We start from the raw sequence: 21,910 nt of genomic DNA, 5'->3' as shown, positions 1-21,910 counted from the left end.
TTCTGTTGGGAGCGTGCCCGAGGGCGTCACTCGGCGGCGGCGCCGTTGATCGTGGCCTCGTCGATGCCGATGCCGGTCACGCCGTACTGGTCGAGGATGGCCTCGTAGGTGCCGTCGTCGATGAGCGACTGCAGCGCGGCGCGGATCGCCTCCGCGAGGCCTTCATTGTCCTTCAGGACGCCGATGCCGTTGAGCGTCGCGTCGTACCCGTTCGGGGCGTCCGGGTCCTCGACGACCTCGAACGTGGCGCCGTCGTTCGTCGTCTTCGCGACGTAGCCGGCGCTGGGCTTGGTCAGGAGCGACGCGATCGCCTTGCCGCTCGTGATCGCCAGCTGCGCGTCGGCGTCGGACGGGAACTCGCTCAGCTCGATCGGGTCGAGGCCCTCGGCCTCGCACTCGCCCTGCCAGACGTCCTTGACGAGGTCGACCTGGCTGGTCGCGCCCTGCACGGCGACGCTCTCGCCGCAGAGGTCGAGGTAGTTCTCGATGCCCTCGGGGTTGCCGGCGGTGGTGAGGATGCCGGTGCCGGAGGCCGAGTAGTCGACGAAGGTGAGCACCTCCATGCGCTCGACGCTCGAGGTCATCGCCGTGATGGTGACGTCGAAGTTGCCGGCCTGGAGGGCGGGGATGATGCCGTCGAACGCCTGCTGCTCGAAGTCGAAGTCGATGCCGAGCTTCGCGCCGATGGCGTGGCCGAGGTCGACGTCGACGCCGGTCAGCTCATCGCTGCCCTCCTCGATGAACATCTCGAAGGGTGCGTAGGGCGCGTCGGTGGCCACCTTGACGGCGCCTGCGTCGGCGAACTCGGCGGGGAGGAGCTCGGCGGCGGCCTCGTCGACCGAGATCTCGACGCCGGCGATCTCGACGGCCTCGGCGGCCTCGGCGCTGTCGTCGCCGCTCGCGGCGGCGCCGCTGCATCCGGCGAGGAGGAGCGCGCCGGACAGGGATGCGGCGGCGACGGCCGTGCGTGCGGCGGGGGATGACATCTTCATGGTCTGGTCCTTCTGATCGCTGCGGTGGGATCGGTGCAGGACGAGTATGTAACATCTGTTCCGGAATTGCCAGAACTTTTTCATTCTGTAACGAATCGCCGAGGGCAGCACCTGCGCGCACGCATGATCTCATCGCGCCTTGGGAACCCTTTCGGATTTCCGTAGCGTGCATTAGCATCGCGGTCCACACGACCATTTCTGTAACGCACATTCCAAGGAGGCAATCGTGCGAACTCTCTCCCCTGCCCTCGCGACCTGCGCGACCGCGGCGCTCGTCCTCTCGCTGGCGCCCGCGACCGCCGCGGCCGCCGCGTCCGCCCCGGGCGTGCGCGCGTCCGCTCCCCACGCCGTCATGATCGGCGGCAACCTCGACGAGAACGCCGAGATCCTGCAGTCGATCGTCGACCTCGCCGACCCCGACGGCGCGGGCCCGGAGAAGGCGCGCATCGCGATCGTGACCGCCGCAGCCCGATCCGCGCGAACGCCGGAGCAGGCCGCCGATGCGTCGCTCAACAACGCCGCCGCCAACGGCCTGTACTACTCGGACCTGTTCCAGCAGTACGGAGCCGAGACCTACGCCGTGCCCGTCGACACGGCCGTCGACTACCCCGGCGACGAATACCGACCCGATCGCGCGGACGATCCCGCCGTCGTCGCCGAGATCGCGAGCGCCACCGGCGTCTTCTTCGGCGGCGGGGACCAGATGCGCTACGTCCGGACCCTCCAGGACTGCGAACCCGCACCGCTCGAGGCGTTCGAGTCGTGCGCGGACACCCCCGTGCTCAGCGTGCTCCGCGCAGCCGCCGACCGCGGCGTGGTCGCGGGCGTCAGCGCCGGCCTGGCGATCCAGCAGGGCGCCGACATGGTGACCGGGGGCGAGTCGTACGAAGCCTGGCGGGATGGCGCGACGGCGGGCTACCTCGACGACCCGACCGAACTCGGCTACCTGCCGTCCGGCGGCTTCGGCTTCGTCGAGGGCGTGCAGATCGACAGCCACTTCACCACCTGGGGTCGCCAGGGCCGCGCGGTCAAGCTCGGCCTCGAGACCGGGCACGACCTGGTGCTCGGCATCGACGAGACCACGGCCGTCGTCCTCGACCGGACGACCGGCGTCGGGCGCGTGATCGGCGAGCACGGCGCGTCGCTGCTCGACCTGGGCGACGCGCGCGAAGCCGATGGCGGCGTCACCGGGGTGCGCTGGAGCTACGCCACCGCCGGCGACTCCGTCAACCTCAGGCGAGGCCTGGCGCTGGCGGCCGAGGGCTCGTCGGCGGTCCGGCCCACCGCGGGTCCGGTGGCCGAGCGCGCCGACGTCTGGGACTCGCTCGAGGGTTCGGGCGGGGTCTACTCGCTGCGCGACCTCGCACGCGAGACGGTGGCGTCGAGCGCCCGCAGCGCGAGCGGCACGAGCTTCGAGGAGTCGCCGCAGTTCCGGACGACCCTGACCCGCGAGCCGGGCACGCGAGCGTGGGCCACGCCCGCCGGTTCCGTCTCCTTCGCGGGCCTCGTCATGCGGATCGAGGTCGTCGCGACCGCGGACTGAGCGTCGAGGCGACCGCGGGCGGCGGATGGCACCGGGTGCCGTCCGCCGCCCGTCGGCGTTCCGGGCGGTTTCACAGGCCCGTCAGTCACTGTTGCAGTCACTGCATCACGATGCTGCACCCAGTGAAAGGAAGAATCGCCATGGCCCCCGCACCCGCACCAGGCGCCCCGCCGGTGCTCAGCGCGCACGCGCTGACCAAGACCTACGGCGCCGGGCACTCCCGGTTCGACGCCCTGAAGGGCGTGTCGCTCGACGTCCACCGCGGGGAGTCCCTCGCGATCGTGGGCAAGTCGGGCTCGGGCAAGTCGACCCTGATGCACCTGCTCGCCCTGCTCGACCGGCCCACCACCGGCGCGGTCGAGGTGGACGGCGAGGATGCGGCATCCGCCTCGGCGAAGCGGATCAACCGCCTGCGCAACGAACGGTTCGGGTTCGTGTTCCAGCAGTTCTTCCTCACCGCGCAGCAGTCCGTCCTCGAGAACGTCACCCTGCCGCTCCTCGTCGCCGGCGTGGCACCGCGCGAGCGCGCCCGGCGAGGCATGGCGGTACTCGACGCCCTGGGGCTCGCCGACAAGGCGGGGAACCGGGCCAACGACCTCTCCGGCGGCCAGAAGCAGCGCGTCGTCATCGCGCGCGCGCTCGTCAACGATCCCGACGTCATCTTCGCCGACGAACCCACGGGCAACCTCGACACCGCCACCGGATCGCAGGTCGAGGACATCCTCTTCGGCCTCCAGCGCGAACGGGGCATCACCCTCGTCGTCGTCACGCACGACGACGACCTCGCCGCCCGGTGCGATCGCCACGTCACCATCGCCGACGGCCTGACCGTGGAAGGAGCGGAACGATGAGGACCGCCGACATCATCGCCAACGCCGCTCGGAACGCGTTCCGCAGCAGGCTGCGCACCACGCTCACGGTGCTGAGCCTGTTCGTCGGCGCGTTCACGCTCACGCTCACGACCGCACTCGGCGCCGGCGTCAACGACTACGTGTCCAGGCAGGTCGCGACCGTCAGCACCGGCGACGCGCTGCTCGTCGCTCCGGCCGAGACCTCGGACACGACGGACGGGCCCACCCCGTTCGAGGCCGACGGGCGGCAGCAGGCGACGCAGCCCAACCCACTCGGCTCCGGCACCCTCCTGAACGCCGACGACCTCGAGGCGATGCGCGGAATGGACGGCATCGACGAGGTCGAGCCCGTGCGGCAGATCACGATCGACTGGATTGCCCCGGCGGACGGCGGAGGCGACGACCGCTACGAGATCGACGTCAACCCGAGCTCGTCGCTCGGTCGCAGCGACCTCGTGGCCGGCGACCAGCTCGACAACGAGACGGATGCCGCGCAGGTGGTCCTCCCGGACGACTACGTCGAGGCCCTCGGCTTCGCCGACGCCGAGGCCGCGATCGGCGAGACCGTCTCCGTCGGGTACACGGACGCTGCTCAGGGCGAGCGGACGATCGATGCGGAGGTCGCGGGGATCGCGCGCATGAGCCTCTTCGCCTCGGGAGCGGGGGCCAACGCGCACCTGACCGACGCCGTCACCGACGCGCAGGCCATCCCCGGGCAGCCCGAGGCGTACGTGCTCGCGGTCGCGCACCTCGACGGGGCCGGGCCGGGCGGCGCCGTGACCGACGAGGACGTCGAGGACGTCAAGTCCCGGCTCGCCGACGCCGACCTCGCGGGCCAGACCGTCGAGGACCAGCTCGGCGTCATCCAGACCGTCATCAACGGCATCATCGGCGTGCTCAGCGCGTTCTCGGTGATCGCGCTGCTCGCGGCATCCTTCGGCATCGTGAACACGCTGCTCATGAGCGTGCAGGAACGCACGCGGGAGATCGGCCTCATGAAGGCCATGGGGATGTCGAACGGTCGGGTCTTCTCGCTCTTCAGCCTCGAGGCGGTCGTCATCGGCTTCCTCGGATCCGCGATCGGCGCGGTCGCCGCGATCGGGCTCGGCTCGGCGATCTCGACGGCGCTGTCCGCCGGACCGCTCGCCGACCTGCCGGGCCTCATGATCCTGCTGTTCGACCCCGCCAACGTGGCCATCGTGATCCTCGTGATCATGCTCGTCGCGTTCCTGTCCGGCGTGCTGCCCGCCCGCAGGGCGGCACGTCAGGACCCGATCGACTCGCTACGGTACGAGTAATCGACCAGGAGGCGGATCATGTCGACCGAACCCGGATCGCGGCGTCGCGGCGTCGCCGAGACGACCGCCGCGATCGAACGCGCCGCGATCGACCTCGTCGACGAGCACGGCTACGACCAGGTCACGGTCGACATGATCTGCCACGCCGCCGGCATCAGCCAGCGGACCTTCTTCAACCACTTCAAGACGAAGGATGCCGCGCTGCTCGGCACCGACGAGCCGGTCATCGACCAGCAGGCCGCCCGGGAGTTCATCGTCTCGGACGGCCCGCTGCTCGCGGAGGCCGCCGGCCTCGTCCGGATCGAGCCCGGCAGCCTGCCGGCGGACCCGACGCTCCTCGTGCGCCGCATCACCGCGGTCTCGCAGAACCCCGCGCTCCTCGCGCGCCAGATGGAGCGGCTCGCCGCCATCGAGGCCGAGCTCCGCCAGATCCTCGAACTCCGCCTCCGCCAGGACGCGCTCCGCGACGGGGCGGACGAGGCCGAGCTCGCCGACCTCCCCGAGCAGGCCGAGATCATCACGCACCTGCTCGCCGGGCTCATGCGCTACGTCGGGCTCAGCTGGGCGCGGCGCGCCGCGGACGATCCGGCCGGCCCGATCGACGCGGGCCGCCTCGGCGAACGCCTCGAGCGCGTGATCGGCAAGCTCGGCTGAGCTGCGCGGCCGACGATCGACTCGATCGGCCCTGCGGGCCATCCGAGGTCAGGCCATGGTGTCCAGGATCGCCGTGAGCTGGTCGAAGCTCGTCATCGGGTTGACGATCGCGAACCGCGTGTTCGGACGCCCCGCGTGGGAGCTCGGCGTGACGAACGCGTGCTGCTCGTCGAGCAGCCGGGTCGACCACCGCGCGTAGTCGGCCTTCGTCCATCCCTCGCGCTCGAAGACGACGACCGACAGCTGCGGTTCGCGCACCAGGCGGAATCCGTCACGGCGTTCGATCTCGCGCGCGATGTCCTGCGCCAGGCGGATCGAGGCGCCGATCGCCTCGCGGTAGGCCGCCGCGCCGTGCGTCGCGAGCGAGAACCAGAGCGGCAGGCCGCGCGCCCGTCGGGTGAGGTGGGCCGCGTAGTCGGACGGGCTCCACTCGCTCGTCTCGGTCAGCGTGTCGAGGTACTCGGCGTGCTGCGTGTGCGCGCGGCGTCCGGCCTCCGGGTCGCGGTAGATCAGCGCGCACGCGTCGAACGGCGCGAACAGCCACTTGTGCGGGTCCACGATCACCGAGTCGGCTCGTTCCACGCCGGCGAACCGGTTCCGGGCGACCGGGGAGAGCATGCCGGCCAGGCCGTAGGCCCCGTCGACGTGGAACCACACGTCGAACTCGTCCTTGAGCGCGGCGATCGAGGCGAGGTCGTCGATGATGCCGAAGTTCGTCGATCCGGCGGTCGCGACGACGGCGAAGACGGATGCCCCGTACTCGTCGAGTGCGGACCTCACGGCGGCTCCGCGGAGCACCCCGTCCTCACCCGGGTCCACGGCGACGACGTCGACGTCCATGACCCTCGCCGCGGAGGCGATCGACGAGTGCGCCTCGGCGCTGCAGACCACCTTCCAGCGCTGCGGCGTCTCCGTGCCGTCGCGGGCGACGGTGGCGCGCGCGTGCTCGCGGGCCGCCACGAGGGCCGAGAGGTTGCCGAGCGTGCCGCCCTGGACGAACACCCCGCCCGCGGTGGACGGCAGGCCGAACTCGGCGGCGAGCCAGGTCAGCACCTCGTTCTCGGCGTACACGGCGCCCGCCCCCTCGAGCCAGGATCCGCCGTACAGCGCACTGGCCGAGACGACGAGGTCGAACGCGACCGCGGCCTTCGTCGGCGCCGTCGGGATGAACGAGAGGTACTGCGGGTGGTCGGTCGTGATGCACGCCGGCGCGAGGACGTGCTCGAACCGCGAGAGCGCCCGGTCCGCGCCGATGCCGTGCTCGTCGATGCTGCGCCCGGCGAGGCGGCCGAGGTCGATGGGCGGGATCGGCTTGTCGAGCGGGGTCTCGGTCGAGAGGATCCGGTCGCGCGCGTACCGGAGCACGAGCTCGACGAGGTCCGAGGTGCGCTCGGAGACCTCGTGCATGGACGCCGGGAATGACGGGGCGGCTCGGCCGGACATGATCCTCCTATCGGTGAGAGCAGGCACAAGTGTGCGTCACAGGAGGATCATTCGCAAACTGCGAGCGCGAGTTCGCCGTCACATGCAATGAAGCCGCGTGAGACGGCTAATGCACGCAAGAATGACGCACACGGCGATGCGCGGCCGCCGGTGGGCGCCGCCGAGCGCCGCTCAGTGCACGTACTCGAGCAGGTCGGCCCCTACCCGTCGCATGCCGTCGAGCACCGCGAGGCGCGACGCGAGCTGCGTGTCGGCGAAATACATCGACACCGCGTACGCCACCCCGGCACGCGGACCGCGGAGCACGCCGACCTCGCTGCGGACGCCGCCGTCGGTGCCCGTCTTGTTCATGAGGAGCAGGCCGTGGTCGGGCGTGCGGTGCGCCAGCGGGTCGAGCCCGAACGCCGACGCGACCATCGAGAGGTCGGCGTTGAGCGACAGCCATCCGACCACCCGCTGCGACACCTCGGGGCTCACGATCTCGCCGCGCGCGAGCGACGCGAACAGCCACGTGAGCTCCTTCGCCGAGCCGATCGACAGCTGCGGCGCGTCGTCGGGCCCCCGGTGGTCGCGCACGAGGTCGAGCAGCGCCGTGCGCGTGAGCCCCAGCGCCTCGGTCCGCGACCGCACCGACTCGAGGCCCACGTGGCGGATCAGGACGTTCGTCGCGAGGTTGTCGCTCGTCGCGCCGACGAGCGCCGCGAGGTCGGACATCGGCAGCGACGGCGTCTGCAGGTGCTGCCAGATGCCCGAGTCGCCGACGGCGTCGCGCGGCGCCCGGTCGAGCACGGTGAACGCCTCCGGGCTCGCCTGGCCGAGGCGCGAGGCGACCTCGACGAGCAGCAGCACCTTGCCGATCGACGCGGTCGGCATCACCACGTGGTCGTCGACGGAGAACAGCACGCGACCCGTCGCGAGGTCGGTCGCGCGCGCCGAGACCTGGACGCCGCCCAGCGCGAGCTCGCCGAGGGAGTCGAAGCCGCGCGAGAAGTCCTCGGCGAGCTCATCGCCGCGATGGCGGCCTCGTCGGAAGGATGCGTGCCGAGCACGGCGCTCGGAACCCTGGGACGAGGTCACCACGACAGGAACAGCGGCTTTCGTTCGGGTCGCGCGCTCCCCCACCGCGGCATCGCGGTGCGCTCGACGGGATCGGACGGGGGTCTGGGGTGAGGTGCTACCAGATGCGGACGCGATCGGCCGGGTCGAGCCAGAGCTCGTCATCGGGCGTGACCTCGAAGCCAGTGTAGAACTCGTCGATGTTGCGCACGATCTGGTTGCACCGGAATTCGTTCGGCGAGTGCGGATCGATCGCGAGCAGCCGCTCGACCTCGGCATCGCGCCCCTTCATCTGCCAGGCCTGCGCCCAGGACAGGAAGAACCGCTGCGCACCGGTGAGGCCATCGATCACGGGCGCCTTCCTGCCGCCCAACGAGAGCAGGTACGCCTTCCAGGCGATCGCCAGACCCCCGAGGTCGCCGATGTTCTCGCCGATCGTGAGCGCGCCGTTGACGTGCGCGGGGGCGCCCGCGGCATCCGCCTCGCCCCCGTCGTCGGCGGCGCCGTCGGCGAGCTGCGCCGGGACCAGCACGTCGTACTGCTCGATGAGCGTCTTCGTGCGCTCCTCGAACGCGGCGCGGTCGGCCTCGGTCCACCAGTCGACGAGCCGGCCGTCGCCGTCGAAGCGCGAGCCCTGGTCGTCGAAGCCGTGGCCGATCTCGTGCCCGATGACCGCGCCGATCGCGCCGTAGTTCGCCGCCGCGTCGCGATTCTCGTCGAAGAACGGGAACTGGAGGATGGCGGCGGGGAACACGATCTCGTTGAACCCCGGGTTGTAGTACGCGTTGATCGTCTGCGGCGTCATGAACCACTCGTCGCGGTCGAGGGGCTTGCCGATCTTGCCGAGCTGACGCTGGAACTCGAACTCGGCCGCCGCACGCACGTTCGCGACGAGGTCGGCCGCGGAGACCTCGAGCGTCGAGTAGTCGCGCCACTTCACCGGGTAGCCGATCTTCGGCGTGAACTTCACGAGCTTGTCGAGCGCCTTCTCGCGGGTCTCCTCGCCCATCCAGTCGAGCCCGGCGATCGAGTCGCGGTAGGCCTCGACGAGGTTCGCGACGAGCTCGTCCATGGCCTCCTTCGCCGCGGGCGGGAAGTGCCGCTCCACGTAGATGCGGCCGACGGCCTCGCCCATGGCGCCCTCGACGAACGAGACGCCCCGCTTCCAGCGCTCCCGCAGCTGCGGCGTGCCGGTGAGCGTGCGGCCGTAGAAGTCGAAGTTCTCCTCGACGAAGGCCTTGCCGAGGTACGGCGCCGCGCCGTGGACGACCTGCCACGCGAGCCAGTCGCGCCACGCGGGCAGGCGGTCGGCGGTCATCAGCGCACCGACGCCCTCGACGAAGCTGGGCTGCCGCACGACGAGTTCGGCGAACGCCCCGTCGGGCACGCCCATCGCGTCGCGCCACAGGTCGAGGTCGACGGATGACGCGGCGGCGACCTCGGACCAGGGCATCAGGTTGTACGTCTTCTGGCTGTCGCGCGAGTCGACGTTGGTCCAGTGCGACTTCGCGATCTCGGTCTCGAGGTCGAACACGCGCTTCGCACGCGCGGCGCCGTCGTCGAGCGCGGCGAGCCCGAACATCCGCTCGAGGTGGCCGAGGTACTTCTCGCGGATCGGCGCGAAGCGCTCCTCGCGGTAGTAGCTCTCGTCTGGCAGGCCGATGCCGCTCTGCTCGACGAAGACGAGGTAGCGCTCCGGGTCGCCGGGGTCGTTGTCGACGAAGAGCTGGACGAACCCGCCGACGCCCTGACGTTCGAGGCGGCCGATCGCCTCCAGCAGCTGCGCGACGGTGCCGGGCAGGGATGCGTCGACGAGCTGTCCGGCGATCGGCGTCGCGCCGAGCATCTCCGCACGCTCCTCGTTCATGAACGACGCGTACAGGTCGCCGACCTTGCGCGCCTCCGTCCCCGGCTCGGCGGCCTGCGCCTCCTCGATGATCTCGCGGACGGCCTGCTCGGCCTCCTCGTAGAGCACGATGAAGCTGCCGTAGCGCGCCTTGTCGTCGGGGATCTCGGTCCGATCGATCCACTTGCCGTTGACGTGGCGGAAGAGGTCGTCCTGCGGACGCACGTCGGCGTCGAGTTCGTCGAGGATGATGCCGCTGGGCTTCTTCGCATCGCTCATCCCCACAGCCTAGGCGGCACCCGGTCGGCAGTGCTGAGCGGATGCCGCGAACCGCCGCGACACGTCAGCGCAACTGGGCGAACCCCTCGGCCTTGCGCGTCGGTCCGACGACGAGCACGGTGTCGTCGGGCCCGAGCACGGTCTCGGCGTCGGCGTTGCGCCACTCCTCGCCGGGCCGCTTGAAGGCGGCGACCGTGACGCCGAGCTCCTTCCGGAGCGCCGTCCGGCCGAGCGGGACTCCGTGCAGCCGCGAGGGCGGCGCGGTCTTCACGATCGCGTAGCCCTTCTCGATCTCGATGTAGTCGAGCGCGGCACCGCGCACGAGGTGGGCGACCCGCCGCCCCATCTCGGCCTCGGGCCGGATGACGTGGTGCACGCCGAGCTGCTCGAGGATGACGGCGTGCTGCTCGGTCACGGCCTTCGCCCAGATCACGGGGATCTTCATGCCGAGGAGGACGGAGCTGGTGAGGATGGACGCGGTGATGTCGCTGCCGATCGCGACGACGACCCGGTCGAACTCGTCGACGGCGAGCTGCTTCAGCACCTCGGACTTCGTCGAGTCGGCGCGGACGACCTGCGTGAGGCGGCCGTTCAGGGACTGCACGATCTCCTCGTCGGCGTCGATGCCGAGGACCTCGGTTCCGCCGGCCATGAGTTCGAGCGCGAGCGAGCTGCCGAAGCGGCCGAGTCCGATCACCGCGACCGAGTCGGCTTCGGCGATGCGGCGCGACGTGTCGCTCGCACCGCCGAACAGGGTGAACCTAGCCAATGGCGGGCCTCTCCTTCGGGAGTTCGTACAGGATGCGGCGATCGCGGAGGGCGATCGCCGACCCCAGGGTGAGCGGGCCGATGCGGCCCAGGAACATGAGCAGCACGAGGACCACCTCGGCGCTCGGCGGCAGGTCGCCCGTGATGCCCGTGGACAGGCCGACGGTCGCGAAGGCCGAGACCGCCTCGAACGCCACGAGGTCGAGGTCGAGCTTCGTGAGGTGCATGAGGAGGATGATCGCGGTCATCACCGCGCCGACGGCGACCAGCGCGACCGTGATCGCCTGGCGGTGCACGGCCCGGCTGAGCCGCTTGCCGAAGATGTTGACCGCACCCTCGCCGCGGAACTCGGTCAGCAGGATGAAGTAGAGCACCGCGAACGTGGTCACCTTGATGCCGCCGGCGGTGCCGGCCGGTCCGCCGCCGATGAACATGAGCACGTCCATCACGACCCAGCTCTCGTCGTGCATCCGGCCCACGTCGATGCTGTTGAAGCCCGCCGTGCGGGCCTGCGTCGACATGAAGAACGCGGCGAGGAGCTTGGCGCCCGGAGACAGCGGCCCGAACGTGCCCTCGTTGTTCCACTCGGCGACCGCGAGGTACGCGAACCCCCCGGCGAGCAGCACGACCGTGCCCCACAGCACGAGCTTCGTGTTCATCGACCAGTGCCGCGGGTGCCCGAACTCCTTGCGCAACTGCATGATGACCGGGAAGCCGAGACCGCCGAGGATGATCGCGGCGCACATCGGCAGGCAGACGAACGGGTCGGCGACGAAGTCCATCATGTTGTTCGTGTACAGCGCGAAGCCCGCGTTGTTGAACGACGAGACGGAGTGGAAGAGCGCGTACCACGCGGCATCCGCCGGCTGGTAGTCGTAGCCGAAGAGGAACCGCGGGAACAGGAACAGCCACGTCACGGCCTCGATGCCGAACGAGATGAGCACGATCCCCCGCACCAGGCCGCGCACGTCGTCGTAGCCGACCGCCTTGGCCTCCGCCGCGGTGTTCAGCCGCGATCGCACGCTCATCTTCCGCGCGAGCACGAGGCCGATGAGCGAGGCGAAGATCATGATGCCGAGGCCGCCGAGCTGGATGAGCAGCAGGATCACCGAGTGCCCGAGCGGACTCCAGTGCAGCTCGGTGTCGACGACCGTGAGCCCGGTCACGCAGACGGCGCTGGTGGCGGTGAACAGCGCGTCCGTGAACGAGGTCCCGCCGGGATCGACGGTCATCGGCGGGAGCCAGAGGAGCAGGGTGCCGGCGATCACGGCGGCGGCGAACCCCACCACCACGGCCTGCGCCGGGTGGAGCCGGATGCCCCGTCGGAAGCGGTGCGGCCGCGGTTCGCGGACCGACGCGCGGAAGGTCACCGCGGAATCATACGCCTGTGGGCGACCCGGCGCGCCTCCGGCGTTCCGGGGGTCCTCCGGATCGCGTCGCCGCCGCCCCGGTGCGATGATCGAGCCATGCTGAACACGATCCTGAACGTCGTCTGGCTGATCCTCGCGGGCATCTGGCTGTGGATCGGGTACATGCTCGCAGGGCTCCTCATGTGCATCCTCATCGTGACGATCCCGTGGGGCGTCGCGTCGTTCCGGATCGCGAACTACTCGCTCTGGCCGTTCGGACGCCAGGTCGTCTCCAAGCCGACGTCGGGCGCCTGGTCGTTCATCGGGAACGTCATCTGGGTGCTCCTCGCCGGCTGGTGGCTCGCGCTCGAGCACCTCGTCACGGGCATCGTCATGTGCCTCACGATCATCGGCATCCCGCTCGGCATCGCGAACTTCAAGCTGATCCCGGTCTCGCTCGCGCCGCTGGGCAAGGAGATCGTCGACGCATAGTGGCGAGCTCCATCACCGCGCGCCGGACGGTCGACCGCGACATCCTGCGCCTCGCCGTCCCCGCGCTCGGCGCCCTCATCGCCGAGCCGCTGTTCCTGCTCGCCGACACGGCGATGGTCGGCCACCTCGGCGCAGCGCCGCTCGCGGGCCTCGGCCTCGCGAGCGCCGTGCTGCAGACGATCGTCGGCCTCATGGTGTTCCTCGCGTACGCGACCACGCCGTCGGTCGCGCGGCGACTCGGAGCGCACGACGAACGCGGCGCCGTCGCGGCCGGCATCGACGGCCTCTGGCTCGCGCTCGGACTCGGCACGGTGCTCGCCCTCGCGGGCTGGTTCGCGGCGCCGTGGCTGGTGGGCGCCTTCGGCGCCTCGGCGGACGTCGCCGCCGAGGCATCCGTCTACCTCTCGATCTCGATGGCGGGCCTGCCCGCGATGCTCGTCGTCTTCGCGGCGACGGGCCTGCTGCGCGGCCTGCAGGACACCCGCACCCCGCTCTGGGTCGCCGGGATCGGCTTCGCCGCGAACATCGCGCTCAACGCGCTCTTCATCTACGGGTTCGGCTGGGGCATCGCCGGGTCGGCGATCGGCACCGTCGTCGCGCAGTGGGGCATGGTGCTCGTCTACCTCGTCGTCGTGACGCGGCATGGCGCACGGGTCGGCGCGAGCCCGTGGCCCCACCACGCGGGCGTGCTGCGCGGCGCGCGCGACGGCGGTTGGCTGTTCCTCCGCACGGCGAGCCTGCGCGTGGCGCTGCTGCTCGCGACGTGGGCGGCGACCTCGCTCGGGCGCGACGAGCTCGCGGCCTACCAGGTGGCGATCACGATCTACTTCACGCTCGGGTTCGCGCTCGACGCGCTCGCGATCGCGGCGCAGGCCCTCATCGGCAAGGGCCTCGGGGCGGGCGACGTCGACGTGGTGCGAGCGGTGCTCCGCCGTTGCGTCGAGTGGGGCGTGGGAGCGGGCGCGGTGGTCGGCGCCCTGGTGATCGCGACCGCCTGGGTGCTGCCGGCGGTGTTCACGTCGTCGGCCGAGGTCGCGGCGCTCCTGCCGCCGTCGCTCGTGGTGCTCGGCCTGTCGGCTCCGCTCGGCGGCCTCGTGTTCGTGCTCGACGGCGTGCTCATCGGTGCGGGCGACGCCCGCTACCTGGCCTGGACGGGCCTGGTCAACCTGGTCGCGTTCGTGCCGATGGCGTTCGGCGTGGTGTGGTGGGCGGATGCCTCCGGCGCCGACGTCCCGGGCGCGGCGGCGCTCGCGGCGCTCACCGCCGCGTTCTCCCTGGGCTACCTCGCCGCGCGGGCCGTGACGCTCTCGCTGCGGGCGCGGGGCCGGGCGTGGATGGTGACGGGCGCCCCCGTGTGAGCGGCGCCGCGTGACCAATGGCCCGACCGTTCGCGCGCGCACCGCATAGGTTCGAGGAACCGCCGTTCGAAGGAGGCAGACATGTCCGCGCCTCGCGTCCTGCCCGGTCCCACCGCCCACGCTCCGACCCGCGCGGTCGCCCGCAGCGCGGCCGCCGTCCTCGCGGCCGGCGTGCTGGTCGCGCTCACGGCGTGCGTGCCGTTCGTGACGCCCGGCGACACGCGCACCGAGACGCGCGAGATCGGCGACGCGTCGGGCGTCGTCCTGCGCGGTGCGGGCGACATGACGATCCGGCTCGGCGAGGCGCCGTCGCTCACCGTGACGGGTGGCGAGAACGTGCTCGATCGCCTCACGACCGAGGTGGAGGGCGACCGTCTCGTCATCGACGTGCAGCGCGGTCCGATCGTCGTCGGCGCGCGCGACCTGGTCTTCGACATCACGCTGACCTCGCTCGAGTCCGTCCTGATCTCTGGGTCCGGCGACGTGACCGCCGAGTTCGGAGACGCCGACGAGGTGGCGCTCGAGATCCGCGGCTCGGGCGAGATCGAGACCGACGAGCTCGACGCGACGTCGGTGCGCGCCTCGATCAGCGGTTCCGGGTCGATCGTCCCGAGCGGCACGACCGAGGATCTCCAGATCCAGGTCGACGGGTCGGGCGACGTGGACGCCTCGGCGCTCCGCGCCGACAGCGCCCGCGTCGTGCTGTCGGGCTCGGGTGAGATCTCGGTCGACGCGTCGGACTCGCTCGAGGTGGTGCTCTCGGGCAGCGGCACGGTGCGGTACTCGGGGCGCCCGGAGATCCGCAGCACCGTGTCGGGCTCGGGCGAGATCACGCCGTCCTGAGTCGGCACGGGCAGCGGAGCGTCATGCTCGTGCGCTTCGGGAGGAAGAAAGGCGAGACACGCCGACGCCGGCGGATGCCGCTGCGGCGTGTCGTCCGGAAGGTCCTCCCGTAGGCGCGGGCGGGCCGCGCCGGGGGCGCCGACCGCCTCAGGCGCGCGGCGGCGCCGTGGTGTCGCCGACGTGCAGCGTGCTCGTGAAGTCGGTGCCGGATGCCGCTTCGCCCGAGAGCATCCGCACGATCGCCTCGCCCGCCGCACGCCCCTTCGCGACCGACGGCTGCACGAGCGTGGTCAGGTCGTGCTGCAGCCCGTCGACTCGGATGCCGTCGAAGCCGATCACGCTGAGGTCGCGCGGCACCTGGAGGCCGAGCTCCTCGGCCGCCTGGATGACGCCGGCCGCGAGCAGGTCGGACTGGGCGATGATCGCGGTCGGCCGCGTCGCGGCATCCGCCAGCAGCAGGCGCGCCGCCTCGAGCCCTTCCTCGATCGAGCTGGCGCCGGCCACGCCCACGCGGACGTCGGGGAAGACGTCGCGCGCGCCGCGCAGCCGCTCGACGGCGGTGTCGACGGTCGCGCCGGCCTCCATCTCGGGGGTGAGCTCGCCGCGCGTGCGCGTGGGCTCGAACGGGAGGGTGACCGTCGCGACGTCGGTGTGTCCGAGCGAGCGCACGTGCTCCGCGCCGAGGCGCGTCGCCTCGCGGTTGTCGATCGTGATCTCGGGGATGTCGCCGCCCGGCGCCCCCTCGATGGCGACGAGGGGGATGCCGCGGCGCTGGAGCGCCTCGACCTGGCGGAAGAACTTCGGGCTGCAGCCGATGAGCACGACCGCGTCGACGGGGGCGGTGTCGAGGCTGACGGGTGCGTCGGGGTCGCCGGAGTCGGTGAACAGCAGCAGGCCGGCTCCGAGAGGTGCGATGCCCTCGGTGAGCCCGTCGAGCGTCTGGATCTTCACGGGGTCGAGGAAGGCGGCGCGCACGCGCTCCTCGAGCACGACGCCGACGATCCCCGAGCGACCGCGGCGGAGCGACCTGGCGCGCGGGTCGGGGCCGGCGTAGCCGAGCTCGGATGCCGCGGCGAGGACGCGCTCCCTGGTGGCATCCGACACCGGACCGGAGCCGCTGAATGCCAGCGACGCGGTGGAGGCGGACACGCCGGCGTGCGCGGCGACGTCGGCGAGCGTCACGCGCGTGACGGTGCCGGTGGTGGCTGCGGGTTCGGGGCTCACCATTCGATTGTACGGTCGAATCGATTCGAGCAGGTTGGGGCGGGCGACCCGGCGCTCACGGGCGCTCGGCGATCTCCTTGACCTTCGCGACGAGCGCGTCCCACACCCGCTTCGCGTGCGCCGCCGACTCCGGCGTGGCGTTGTTGTCCTGCGAGAGCGAGAGCACCGTCGGCGCGTCTCCCCCGCCGTCGATCGTCCAGGTGAGCGTGTGGTGGTCGTCGGGCTCGAGTCCGCTCGTGCGCCGCGGGCTGAAGTGCGTGTGCACGAGCCGGTGCGGCGGGTCGAACTCCAGCACGGTCCCGTGGTCCTCGTACGGCCGGCCCTGCCACTCGCCGCTCCAGCGCAGCGCACCACCGACCATCCAGTCGGCCTCGAGCCGAGCGCCGAACATGTACTCGCGTGCCGCCGCGGGGTCGGTGATCACCGCCCAGACGCGTTCCGGGGAGGCGTTCACCTCGACCGCCGAGGTCACGACCAGGTCCTCCAGCATCACGTGCCTCCTGTCGTCTCCGGCGCCCGTCGCGCGGCGTCGGGTCGACGGCCGCGGTCGTCGCCGTCGACGGCCGCGAGGCAGTGTGACGGCACGAGCACCGTGCACCGGACGCGGATCGCGCGTCGGCGCACCACCGACGCTACGCCTCCCGCATCGAGTCCACAGCCCCCTTGCGCCCGCCGGGCCGATCCGTCCGCCGGTCGGGCCGATCCGTCAGGCGGAGGCGCCGGCGAGCACCGCGTCGCGCGCGGCCGCGAACGCCGAGACGCAACGACGGACCTCGTCCTCGGAGTGCGCCGCGGAGAGCTGCACGCGGATGCGCGCCTTGCCCTTCGGCACGACCGGGTACGAGAACGCCGTCACGTAGACCCCGCGCTCCTGGAGGGCGTCGGCGATCCGCGCCGTGAGCGCGGCGTCTCCGAACATGACGGGCACGATCGGGTGCTCGCCGGGCAGCAGGTCGAAGCCGGCATCCGCCATGAGCTCGCGGAACAGCGCCGCGTTCCGGGTCAGGCGCTGCCGCAGCTCGCCCGACTCGCTGACGAGCCGGAGCGCCTCGATCGTGCCGGCCACGATCGCCGGAGCGAGCGTGTTCGAGAACAGGTACGGCCGCGCACGCTGGCGCAGCAGGTCGACGATCTCCTGCCGTGCCGCGACGTAGCCGCCGGACGCCCCGCCGAGCGCCTTGCCGAACGTGCCGGTCGTGATGTCGACGCGTCCCTCGACGCCGCAGTACTCCGGAGTCCCCCGGCCGTGCTCGCCGACGAAGCCGACGGCGTGCGAGTCGTCGACGAAGACGAGCGCGTCGTAGCGCTCGGCCAGGTCGCAGATCTCCTGCAGCGGCGCGATGTAGCCGTCCATCGAGAAGACGCCGTCGGTGACGATCACCCGGCGGCGGGCGCCCGAGGCCTCCTGCAGCTTCGCCTCGAGGTCGGCCAGGTCGCGGTTGCGGTACCGGAAGCGCTGCGCCTTCGACAGCCGGATGCCGTCGATGATCGACGCGTGGTTCAGCTCGTCGGAGATGATCGCGTCGTCGGGCCCGAAGAGCACCTCGAAGACGCCGCCGTTGGCGTCGAAGCACGACGAGAAGAGGATGGTGTCGTCGTAGCCCAGGAAGTCGGACACCGCGCGCTCGAGTTCGAGGTGGAGTTCCTGCGTGCCGCAGATGAATCGGACGCTCGCGAGCCCGTAGCCCCACTCGTCGAGCCCGCGATGCGCGGCCGCGACGATGCGCGGGTCGTCGGCGAGCCCGAGGTAGTTGTTCGCGCAGAAGTTCAGCACCGTGCGCCCCGCGACCTCGATCTCCGAGGACTGCGGCCCGTGGATGCCGCGCTCGCGCTTGGTCAGGCCCGCGGCCTCGATCTCGTCGAGCTCGGCGCGCAGCTGGTCCTTCACGGATCCGTACATGTTCAGACCTCCGTCCAGTCGAGGATGACCTTGCCGACGCCGCCGGAGGCGGCGGCGTCGAAGCCCGCGCGCCACTCGCGGGCCGGGTAGCGGTCGCTGATGATGGACGCGACGCGCTCGCGCAGCACGGGGCTGGTCTGCAGCATCGCGCTCATCGAGTTCCACGTCTCGAACATCTCGCGACCGTAGATGCCCGTGAGCGTGAGCATGTGGGTGACGACCTTGCCCCAGTCGACGGCGAACGGCTCGCTCGGCAGGCCCAGCAGCGCGATGCGACCGCCGTGGTTCATGTTGTCGATCATCTCGGGGAGCGCCTTCGACGAGCCCGACATCTCGAAGCCGACGTCGAAGCCCTCGCGCATCCCCAGGCGCGGCTGGAGGTCGCGCACGCGCTCGCGCGACACGTCGACCGTGGCATCCGCCCCCATCTTCATGGCCAGCTCGAGGCGGGCCGGCGAGACGTCGCTCGCGACGATGAACCGGGCGCCGACGTGGCGGGCGACCGCGATCGACATGAGGCCGATGGGTCCGCAGCCGGTGACGAGCACATCCTCGCCGACCAGCGAGAACGCCAGCGCCGTGTGCACCGCGTTGCCGAACGGGTCGAAGATCGCGCCGACCTCGGGGTCGACGTCGTCGTGGTGCACCCAGACGTTCTCGCCGGGCATGACCACGAACTCGGCGAACGCGCCGTCGCGGTGGAGGCCGACGCCCTTGGTGCGGATGCACATCTGGCGGCGGCCGGCGCGGCAGTTGCGGCACATGCCGCACACGATGTGCCCTTCGCCCGAGACCCGGTCGCCGACGGCGATGTCGTGCACGAGCTCGCCGACCTCGACGACCTCGCCGTAGAACTCGTGTCCCGGGATCAGCGGGGTGCGGATCTCGGAGGCGGCCCAGTCGTCCCACCTCTCGATGTGGAGGTCGGTGCCGCAGATCCCAGTGCGGAGCACGCGGATCTTGACGTCGGCCGGTCCCGTCTCGGGCTCCGGTCGGTCGACGAGTTCGAGTCCCGCGCCGGGCGCGGACTTGAAGAGTGCCTTCATCGGCGTCGTGTCCTGACTTCGTACGGGCGCCACGCGGGGTGTGCGGGTGCCGGGCTCGCCCGCCGAGGGTCACGGCGCGCGTCGAGGTGACCCGATCATCGTAACGAGCGGCACGAGCGGATGACGCGGGGCGGGAGAGCGCGAGCGACGGCCTTGCACCGCCCCCGGCGGGACGCTAATCTCGAATCGATTCGAGTCGAATCGATTCGAGCCGGCTCCCGCACCACCCCGACGACGAGGCAGTAATGTCGCAGCACCGAGACCACGCAGACACCATGAGCGAGCACGACCAGCACGCACCCGGAGCCGGCGACGCCGAAGCGCCCGCCGCGGCATCCGCCCGCCCCCGCGGCGAACTCGTCGCGTGGCGCAACGCGATCTTCGCGATCTTCTTCCTCTCGGGCTTCGGCCTGGCCAGCTGGGTCGCGCGCATCCCCGCGATCCGCGACGCGGTCGACCTCAGCACGCAGGGCGTCGGCCTCGTCATCCTCATGGGCTCGATCGCGTCGATCTTCGGCCTCATCGCGGCCCCCTGGCTCATGGCGCGCTTCGGCGCGCGCCTCGGCATGATCGGCGTGCTCGCCACGGCGGCGCTCGGCCTCGTCTCGGTCGGCCTCGGCGGCTCGGTCGTGCCGAGCGTCGCGCTCATCGTGCTCGGTCTCGCGCTGTTCGGGTTCGGCAACGGCGCGGTCGACGTGATGATGAACGTCGAGGGCGCCGAGGCCGAACGCGAGCTCGGCAAGACGGTCATGCCGCTCATGCACGCGTTCTTCAGCTTCGGCACGGTCGCCGGCGCCGGACTCGCGGCCGCGGCATCCGCCCTGGGCATCGCCACGGCGATCCACCTCGGTGCGATCGCCGCGCTCATCGCCGTCGGCGTCGTCGTCGCGGTCCGGTACGTGCCGGTCCGCGAGGAGCTCGGTGACGATGCGCACACGGGCGCGCCGCGCGAACCGCTCGGCGTCCGCATCCGGCGCAGCCTCTCGGTCTGGACCGACGTGCGCCTCCTCCTCATCGGCGTGGTGATGCTCGGCATGTCGTTCGCCGAGGGCAGCGCGAACGACTGGATCGCCCTCGCCGTCGTCGACGGCCACGGGCTCGACGCGACGACCGGGGCTGCCGTCTTCACGGTCTTCACCATCGCGATCACGACGGCGCGCGTGCTCGGCGGCCCGTTCATCGACCGCTTCGGCCGCGTGATCATGCTCCAGGTCATGGCGGGCATCGGCGTGATCGGGCTCGCGCTCTTCATCTTCGGCGACCAGCCGTGGACGATCGTCGTCGGCACCCTGCTCTGGGGCATCGGCTGCTCCCTCGCCTTCCCGGTCGGCATGTCCGCCGCCGCAGACGTCCCCGATCGGGCGGATGCCGCGGCGCGCGTGTCCGCGGTCGCGATGATCGGCTACTGCGCGTTCCTGGTCGGCCCGCCGCTCATCGGGTTCCTCGGGGAGCGGTTCGGGATCCTGAACGGCATGCTCGTGCTCCTCGGCCTCATGGTCATGGCCGGGATCGCCGCGCCCGCGGCGCGCGAGCGGAGCCGCCGGGCCGGCTGACGCCCGCGCTCACGCGCGGGGCCGGTAGCGCAGGCCCACGACCCCGCCGTCGTACGCCCGCTGCTCGACGAGCTCGAGGCCGAGCAGCACGGGGGTCGGGAACGCCGGCGTTCCGCCCCCGACGACGACCGGGTGCACGTGCAGCGACACGTCGTCGACGATGCCTGAGGCGAGCGCCTGCGACGCGAGCTCGGGCCCGCCGACGGCGACGTCGCGGTCGGACGCCGCGGCGAGCGCCCGCACCTCGTCGGGATCGAAGGTCCGGGAGAGCCGCGTGCGCGGCGCGTCGGCGAGATCCTCCTCCGCGAGCGTGCGCGAGCACACGACCTTGTCGGCAGCGGCCCAGATCCCGGCGAAGTCCCGCACGGCGTCGCCCTGGTCGGCCAGGTCCATCACGTCCCACGCCCGGAGCACCTCCCAGACCCTCCGGCCCAGCACGAACGTGCCGACGTTCCGCAGGTCGTCGTTCACCGCGGAGTGCACGTCCTCGCCGGGCACGGCCCAGTCGAAGCGGCCCTCCCGGTCGGCGACGTACCCGTCGAGCGACATCTGGTTGCCGTAGACCACGCGCCCCATGACGCCCCCGTCCGTCGTGGGCCGCGCCCGCGGCGGCCCGCCTCACGTCCAACGTAGACTCGTCGGGTGCGTCTCGTCATCGCCCGCTGCTCCGTCGACTACGCCGGCCGGCTCTCCGCGCACCTGCCGCTCGCGACGCGCCTGCTCATGGTGAAGGGCGACGGGAGCCTGCTCGTGCACTCCGACGGCGGCAGCTACAAGCCGCTGAACTGGATGAGCCCGCCCTGCACGCTCGCCGCGGCCGAGCCCGACGACGACCAGCGCGCAGCGGGCGTGACCGAGGTGTGGAGGGTCACGCACGCGAAGACCGCCGACCAGCTCGTCGTGTCGATCCACGAGGTGCTCCACGACTCGGCGCACGACCTGGGCGTCGACCCGGGCCTCGTGAAGGACGGGGTCGAGTCGCACCTGCAGCAGCTGCTGGCCGAGCAGATCGAGCTGCTGGGCGACGGCTACCGCCTGGTGCGGCGCGAGTACATGACGGCGATCGGCCCGGTCGACATCCTGGCGACGGATGCCACGGGCGGCTCGGTCGCCGTCGAGCTGAAGCGCCGCGGCGACATCGACGGGGTCGAGCAGCTCACGCGGTACCTCGAGCTCATGAACCGCGATCCGCTGCTCGCGCCGGTGGTGGGCGTGTTCGCGGCGCAGGAGATCAAGCCCCAGGCGCGCACGCTGGCGGAGGACCGCGGCATCCGCTGCGTGGTCCTCGACTACGACGCGATGCGGGGCGTCGAGAGCGGCCACGCGCGGCTGTTCTGACGCGCTCGCGGTCGGCCTGCAGGGGTCCCGCGATGCGGCCTTCCGGGCCCGCGTTCAGCCGGCACACAGCATTCCCG

20 protein-coding genes are annotated in these 21,910 nt (G+C 71.6%); 9 read left to right on the top strand and 11 right to left on the bottom strand.

Features of this window, described 5'->3' with window-relative positions:
• Positions 1-26: 26 nt before the first annotated feature.
• Positions 27-992, bottom strand: coding sequence for an ABC transporter substrate-binding protein (locus ACFVHK_RS02645; RefSeq protein WP_376927454.1), 966 nt, complete (start codon positions 990-992; stop codon positions 27-29).
• Between the two features lie 226 nt (positions 993-1,218).
• On the opposite strand from ACFVHK_RS02645, the gene ACFVHK_RS02640 reads away from it, so the two are divergent.
• The 4 genes from ACFVHK_RS02640 to ACFVHK_RS02625 all read left to right on the top strand — a co-directional run bounded on the left by ACFVHK_RS02640 (position 1,219) and on the right by ACFVHK_RS02625 (position 5,338).
• Positions 1,219-2,535, top strand: a complete 1,317-nt coding sequence (locus ACFVHK_RS02640; RefSeq protein ID WP_376927453.1) for a cyanophycinase — start codon at positions 1,219-1,221, stop codon at positions 2,533-2,535.
• 140 nt (positions 2,536-2,675) lie between these two features.
• Positions 2,676-3,386, top strand: coding sequence for an ABC transporter ATP-binding protein (locus tag ACFVHK_RS02635; RefSeq protein ID WP_129233651.1), 711 nt, complete (start codon positions 2,676-2,678; stop codon positions 3,384-3,386).
• A complete protein-coding gene (locus ACFVHK_RS02630) occupies positions 3,383-4,684 on the top strand; it encodes an ABC transporter permease (protein ID WP_376927452.1) in 1,302 nt (433 codons plus the stop codon). Before ACFVHK_RS02635 ends, ACFVHK_RS02630 begins: the two co-directional genes overlap by 4 nt.
• Positions 4,685-4,702: 18 nt before the next feature.
• The gene (locus ACFVHK_RS02625; protein ID WP_376927451.1) at positions 4,703-5,338 is read left to right on the top strand and encodes a TetR/AcrR family transcriptional regulator; all 636 of its coding nucleotides are present in this window, start codon (positions 4,703-4,705) and stop codon (positions 5,336-5,338) included.
• 48 nt (positions 5,339-5,386) lie between these two features.
• Here the strand turns inward: ACFVHK_RS02625 and ACFVHK_RS02620 are convergent, their stop codons facing one another.
• The 5 genes from ACFVHK_RS02620 to ACFVHK_RS02600 all read right to left on the bottom strand — a co-directional run bounded on the left by ACFVHK_RS02620 (position 5,387) and on the right by ACFVHK_RS02600 (position 12,100).
• A complete protein-coding gene (locus ACFVHK_RS02620; protein ID WP_376927450.1) occupies positions 5,387-6,781 on the bottom strand; it encodes a pyridoxal phosphate-dependent decarboxylase family protein in 1,395 nt (464 codons plus the stop codon).
• Positions 6,782-6,952: 171 nt separating this feature from the next.
• A complete protein-coding gene (locus ACFVHK_RS02615) occupies positions 6,953-7,861 on the bottom strand; it encodes a serine hydrolase (RefSeq protein ID WP_129233647.1) in 909 nt (302 codons plus the stop codon).
• Positions 7,862-7,955: 94 nt separating this feature from the next.
• Positions 7,956-9,962: a M13 family metallopeptidase gene (locus ACFVHK_RS02610; protein WP_376927449.1), complete on the bottom strand. Its 2,007-nt coding sequence runs from the start codon at positions 9,960-9,962 to the stop codon at positions 7,956-7,958.
• A 64-nt stretch (positions 9,963-10,026) separates the two neighbouring features.
• Entirely contained in the window at positions 10,027-10,731 is a 705-nt protein-coding gene (locus ACFVHK_RS02605; RefSeq protein WP_207207009.1) for a potassium channel family protein, read from the bottom strand.
• Complete coding sequence (locus ACFVHK_RS02600) at positions 10,724-12,100, bottom strand: TrkH family potassium uptake protein (protein WP_376927448.1); 1,377 nt, start codon at positions 12,098-12,100, stop codon at positions 10,724-10,726. Before ACFVHK_RS02600 ends, ACFVHK_RS02605 begins: the two co-directional genes overlap by 8 nt.
• 99 nt (positions 12,101-12,199) lie before the next feature.
• On the opposite strand from ACFVHK_RS02600, the gene ACFVHK_RS02595 reads away from it, so the two are divergent.
• The 3 genes from ACFVHK_RS02595 (at position 12,200) to ACFVHK_RS02585 (ending at position 14,772) form a co-directional block, all read left to right on the top strand.
• Positions 12,200-12,571 (top strand): YccF domain-containing protein, encoded by a 372-nt coding sequence (locus ACFVHK_RS02595; protein ID WP_129233653.1) that lies wholly within the window; start codon positions 12,200-12,202, stop codon positions 12,569-12,571.
• Complete coding sequence (locus ACFVHK_RS02590) at positions 12,571-13,929, top strand: MATE family efflux transporter (RefSeq protein WP_376927447.1); 1,359 nt, start codon at positions 12,571-12,573, stop codon at positions 13,927-13,929. The genes ACFVHK_RS02595 and ACFVHK_RS02590 overlap by 1 nt, the downstream gene beginning before the upstream one ends.
• Positions 13,930-14,010: 81 nt before the next feature.
• The gene (locus ACFVHK_RS02585; protein ID WP_376927446.1) at positions 14,011-14,772 is read left to right on the top strand and encodes a head GIN domain-containing protein; all 762 of its coding nucleotides are present in this window, start codon (positions 14,011-14,013) and stop codon (positions 14,770-14,772) included.
• 147 nt (positions 14,773-14,919) lie between these two features.
• Here the strand turns inward: ACFVHK_RS02585 and ACFVHK_RS02580 are convergent, their stop codons facing one another.
• The 4 genes from ACFVHK_RS02580 to tdh form a co-directional block, all read right to left on the bottom strand.
• Entirely contained in the window at positions 14,920-15,996 is a 1,077-nt protein-coding gene (locus tag ACFVHK_RS02580) for a LacI family DNA-binding transcriptional regulator (protein WP_376927445.1), read from the bottom strand.
• A gap of 55 nt (positions 15,997-16,051) precedes the next feature.
• Complete coding sequence (locus ACFVHK_RS02575; protein ID WP_376927444.1) at positions 16,052-16,486, bottom strand: SRPBCC domain-containing protein; 435 nt, start codon at positions 16,484-16,486, stop codon at positions 16,052-16,054.
• Positions 16,487-16,702: 216 nt separating this feature from the next.
• A complete protein-coding gene (locus ACFVHK_RS02570; protein ID WP_376927443.1) occupies positions 16,703-17,896 on the bottom strand; it encodes a glycine C-acetyltransferase in 1,194 nt (397 codons plus the stop codon).
• 2 nt (positions 17,897-17,898) lie between these two features.
• Positions 17,899-18,942, bottom strand: coding sequence for an L-threonine 3-dehydrogenase (gene tdh / locus ACFVHK_RS02565; protein WP_376927442.1), 1,044 nt, complete (start codon positions 18,940-18,942; stop codon positions 17,899-17,901).
• A 275-nt stretch (positions 18,943-19,217) separates the two neighbouring features.
• Here tdh and ACFVHK_RS02560 point away from each other — a divergent pair, with 275 nt between their 5' ends.
• Positions 19,218-20,495, top strand: coding sequence for an MFS transporter (locus ACFVHK_RS02560; protein WP_376927441.1), 1,278 nt, complete (start codon positions 19,218-19,220; stop codon positions 20,493-20,495).
• A gap of 9 nt (positions 20,496-20,504) precedes the next feature.
• Here ACFVHK_RS02560 and ACFVHK_RS02555 read toward each other — a convergent pair whose 3' ends face one another.
• Positions 20,505-21,071 carry a dihydrofolate reductase family protein gene (locus ACFVHK_RS02555; RefSeq protein ID WP_129234183.1) on the bottom strand — a complete coding sequence of 189 codons (567 nt, stop codon included), beginning with the start codon at positions 21,069-21,071 and terminating at the stop codon, positions 20,505-20,507.
• Between the two features lie 66 nt (positions 21,072-21,137).
• Between ACFVHK_RS02555 and nucS the strand changes: the two genes are divergently transcribed.
• Positions 21,138-21,833 (top strand): endonuclease NucS, encoded by a 696-nt coding sequence (gene nucS / locus ACFVHK_RS02550; RefSeq protein ID WP_376927440.1) that lies wholly within the window; start codon positions 21,138-21,140, stop codon positions 21,831-21,833.
• Positions 21,834-21,910 lie beyond the last annotated feature (77 nt).

Source organism: Agromyces binzhouensis, assembly GCF_042672355.1.
Lineage (GTDB): Bacteria > Actinomycetota > Actinomycetes > Actinomycetales > Microbacteriaceae > Agromyces > Agromyces binzhouensis.
This window is presented reverse-complemented; position numbering and strand designations above follow the sequence as displayed.

Bases quoted from the DNA above. Each gene is read 5' to 3' on its own strand.
- ACFVHK_RS02645 (WP_376927454.1), bottom strand. From the start codon at position 992: ATGAAGATGTCATCCCCCGCCGCACGCACGGCCGTCGCCGCCGCATCC.
- ACFVHK_RS02635 (WP_129233651.1), top strand. From the start codon at position 2,676: ATGGCCCCCGCACCCGCACCAGGCGCCCCGCCGGTGCTCAGCGCGCAC.
- ACFVHK_RS02630 (WP_376927452.1), top strand. From the start codon at position 3,383: ATGAGGACCGCCGACATCATCGCCAACGCCGCTCGGAACGCGTTCCGC.
- ACFVHK_RS02625 (WP_376927451.1), top strand. From the start codon at position 4,703: ATGTCGACCGAACCCGGATCGCGGCGTCGCGGCGTCGCCGAGACGACC.
- ACFVHK_RS02620 (WP_376927450.1), bottom strand. From the start codon at position 6,781: ATGTCCGGCCGAGCCGCCCCGTCATTCCCGGCGTCCATGCACGAGGTC.
- ACFVHK_RS02610 (WP_376927449.1), bottom strand. From the start codon at position 9,962: ATGAGCGATGCGAAGAAGCCCAGCGGCATCATCCTCGACGAACTCGAC.
- ACFVHK_RS02585 (WP_376927446.1), top strand. From the start codon at position 14,011: ATGTCCGCGCCTCGCGTCCTGCCCGGTCCCACCGCCCACGCTCCGACC.
- ACFVHK_RS02575 (WP_376927444.1), bottom strand. From the start codon at position 16,486: ATGCTGGAGGACCTGGTCGTGACCTCGGCGGTCGAGGTGAACGCCTCC.
- ACFVHK_RS02570 (WP_376927443.1), bottom strand. From the start codon at position 17,896: ATGTACGGATCCGTGAAGGACCAGCTGCGCGCCGAGCTCGACGAGATC.
- tdh (WP_376927442.1), bottom strand. From the start codon at position 18,942: ATGAAGGCACTCTTCAAGTCCGCGCCCGGCGCGGGACTCGAACTCGTC.
- ACFVHK_RS02560 (WP_376927441.1), top strand. From the start codon at position 19,218: ATGAGCGAGCACGACCAGCACGCACCCGGAGCCGGCGACGCCGAAGCG.
- ACFVHK_RS02555 (WP_129234183.1), bottom strand. From the start codon at position 21,071: ATGGGGCGCGTGGTCTACGGCAACCAGATGTCGCTCGACGGGTACGTC.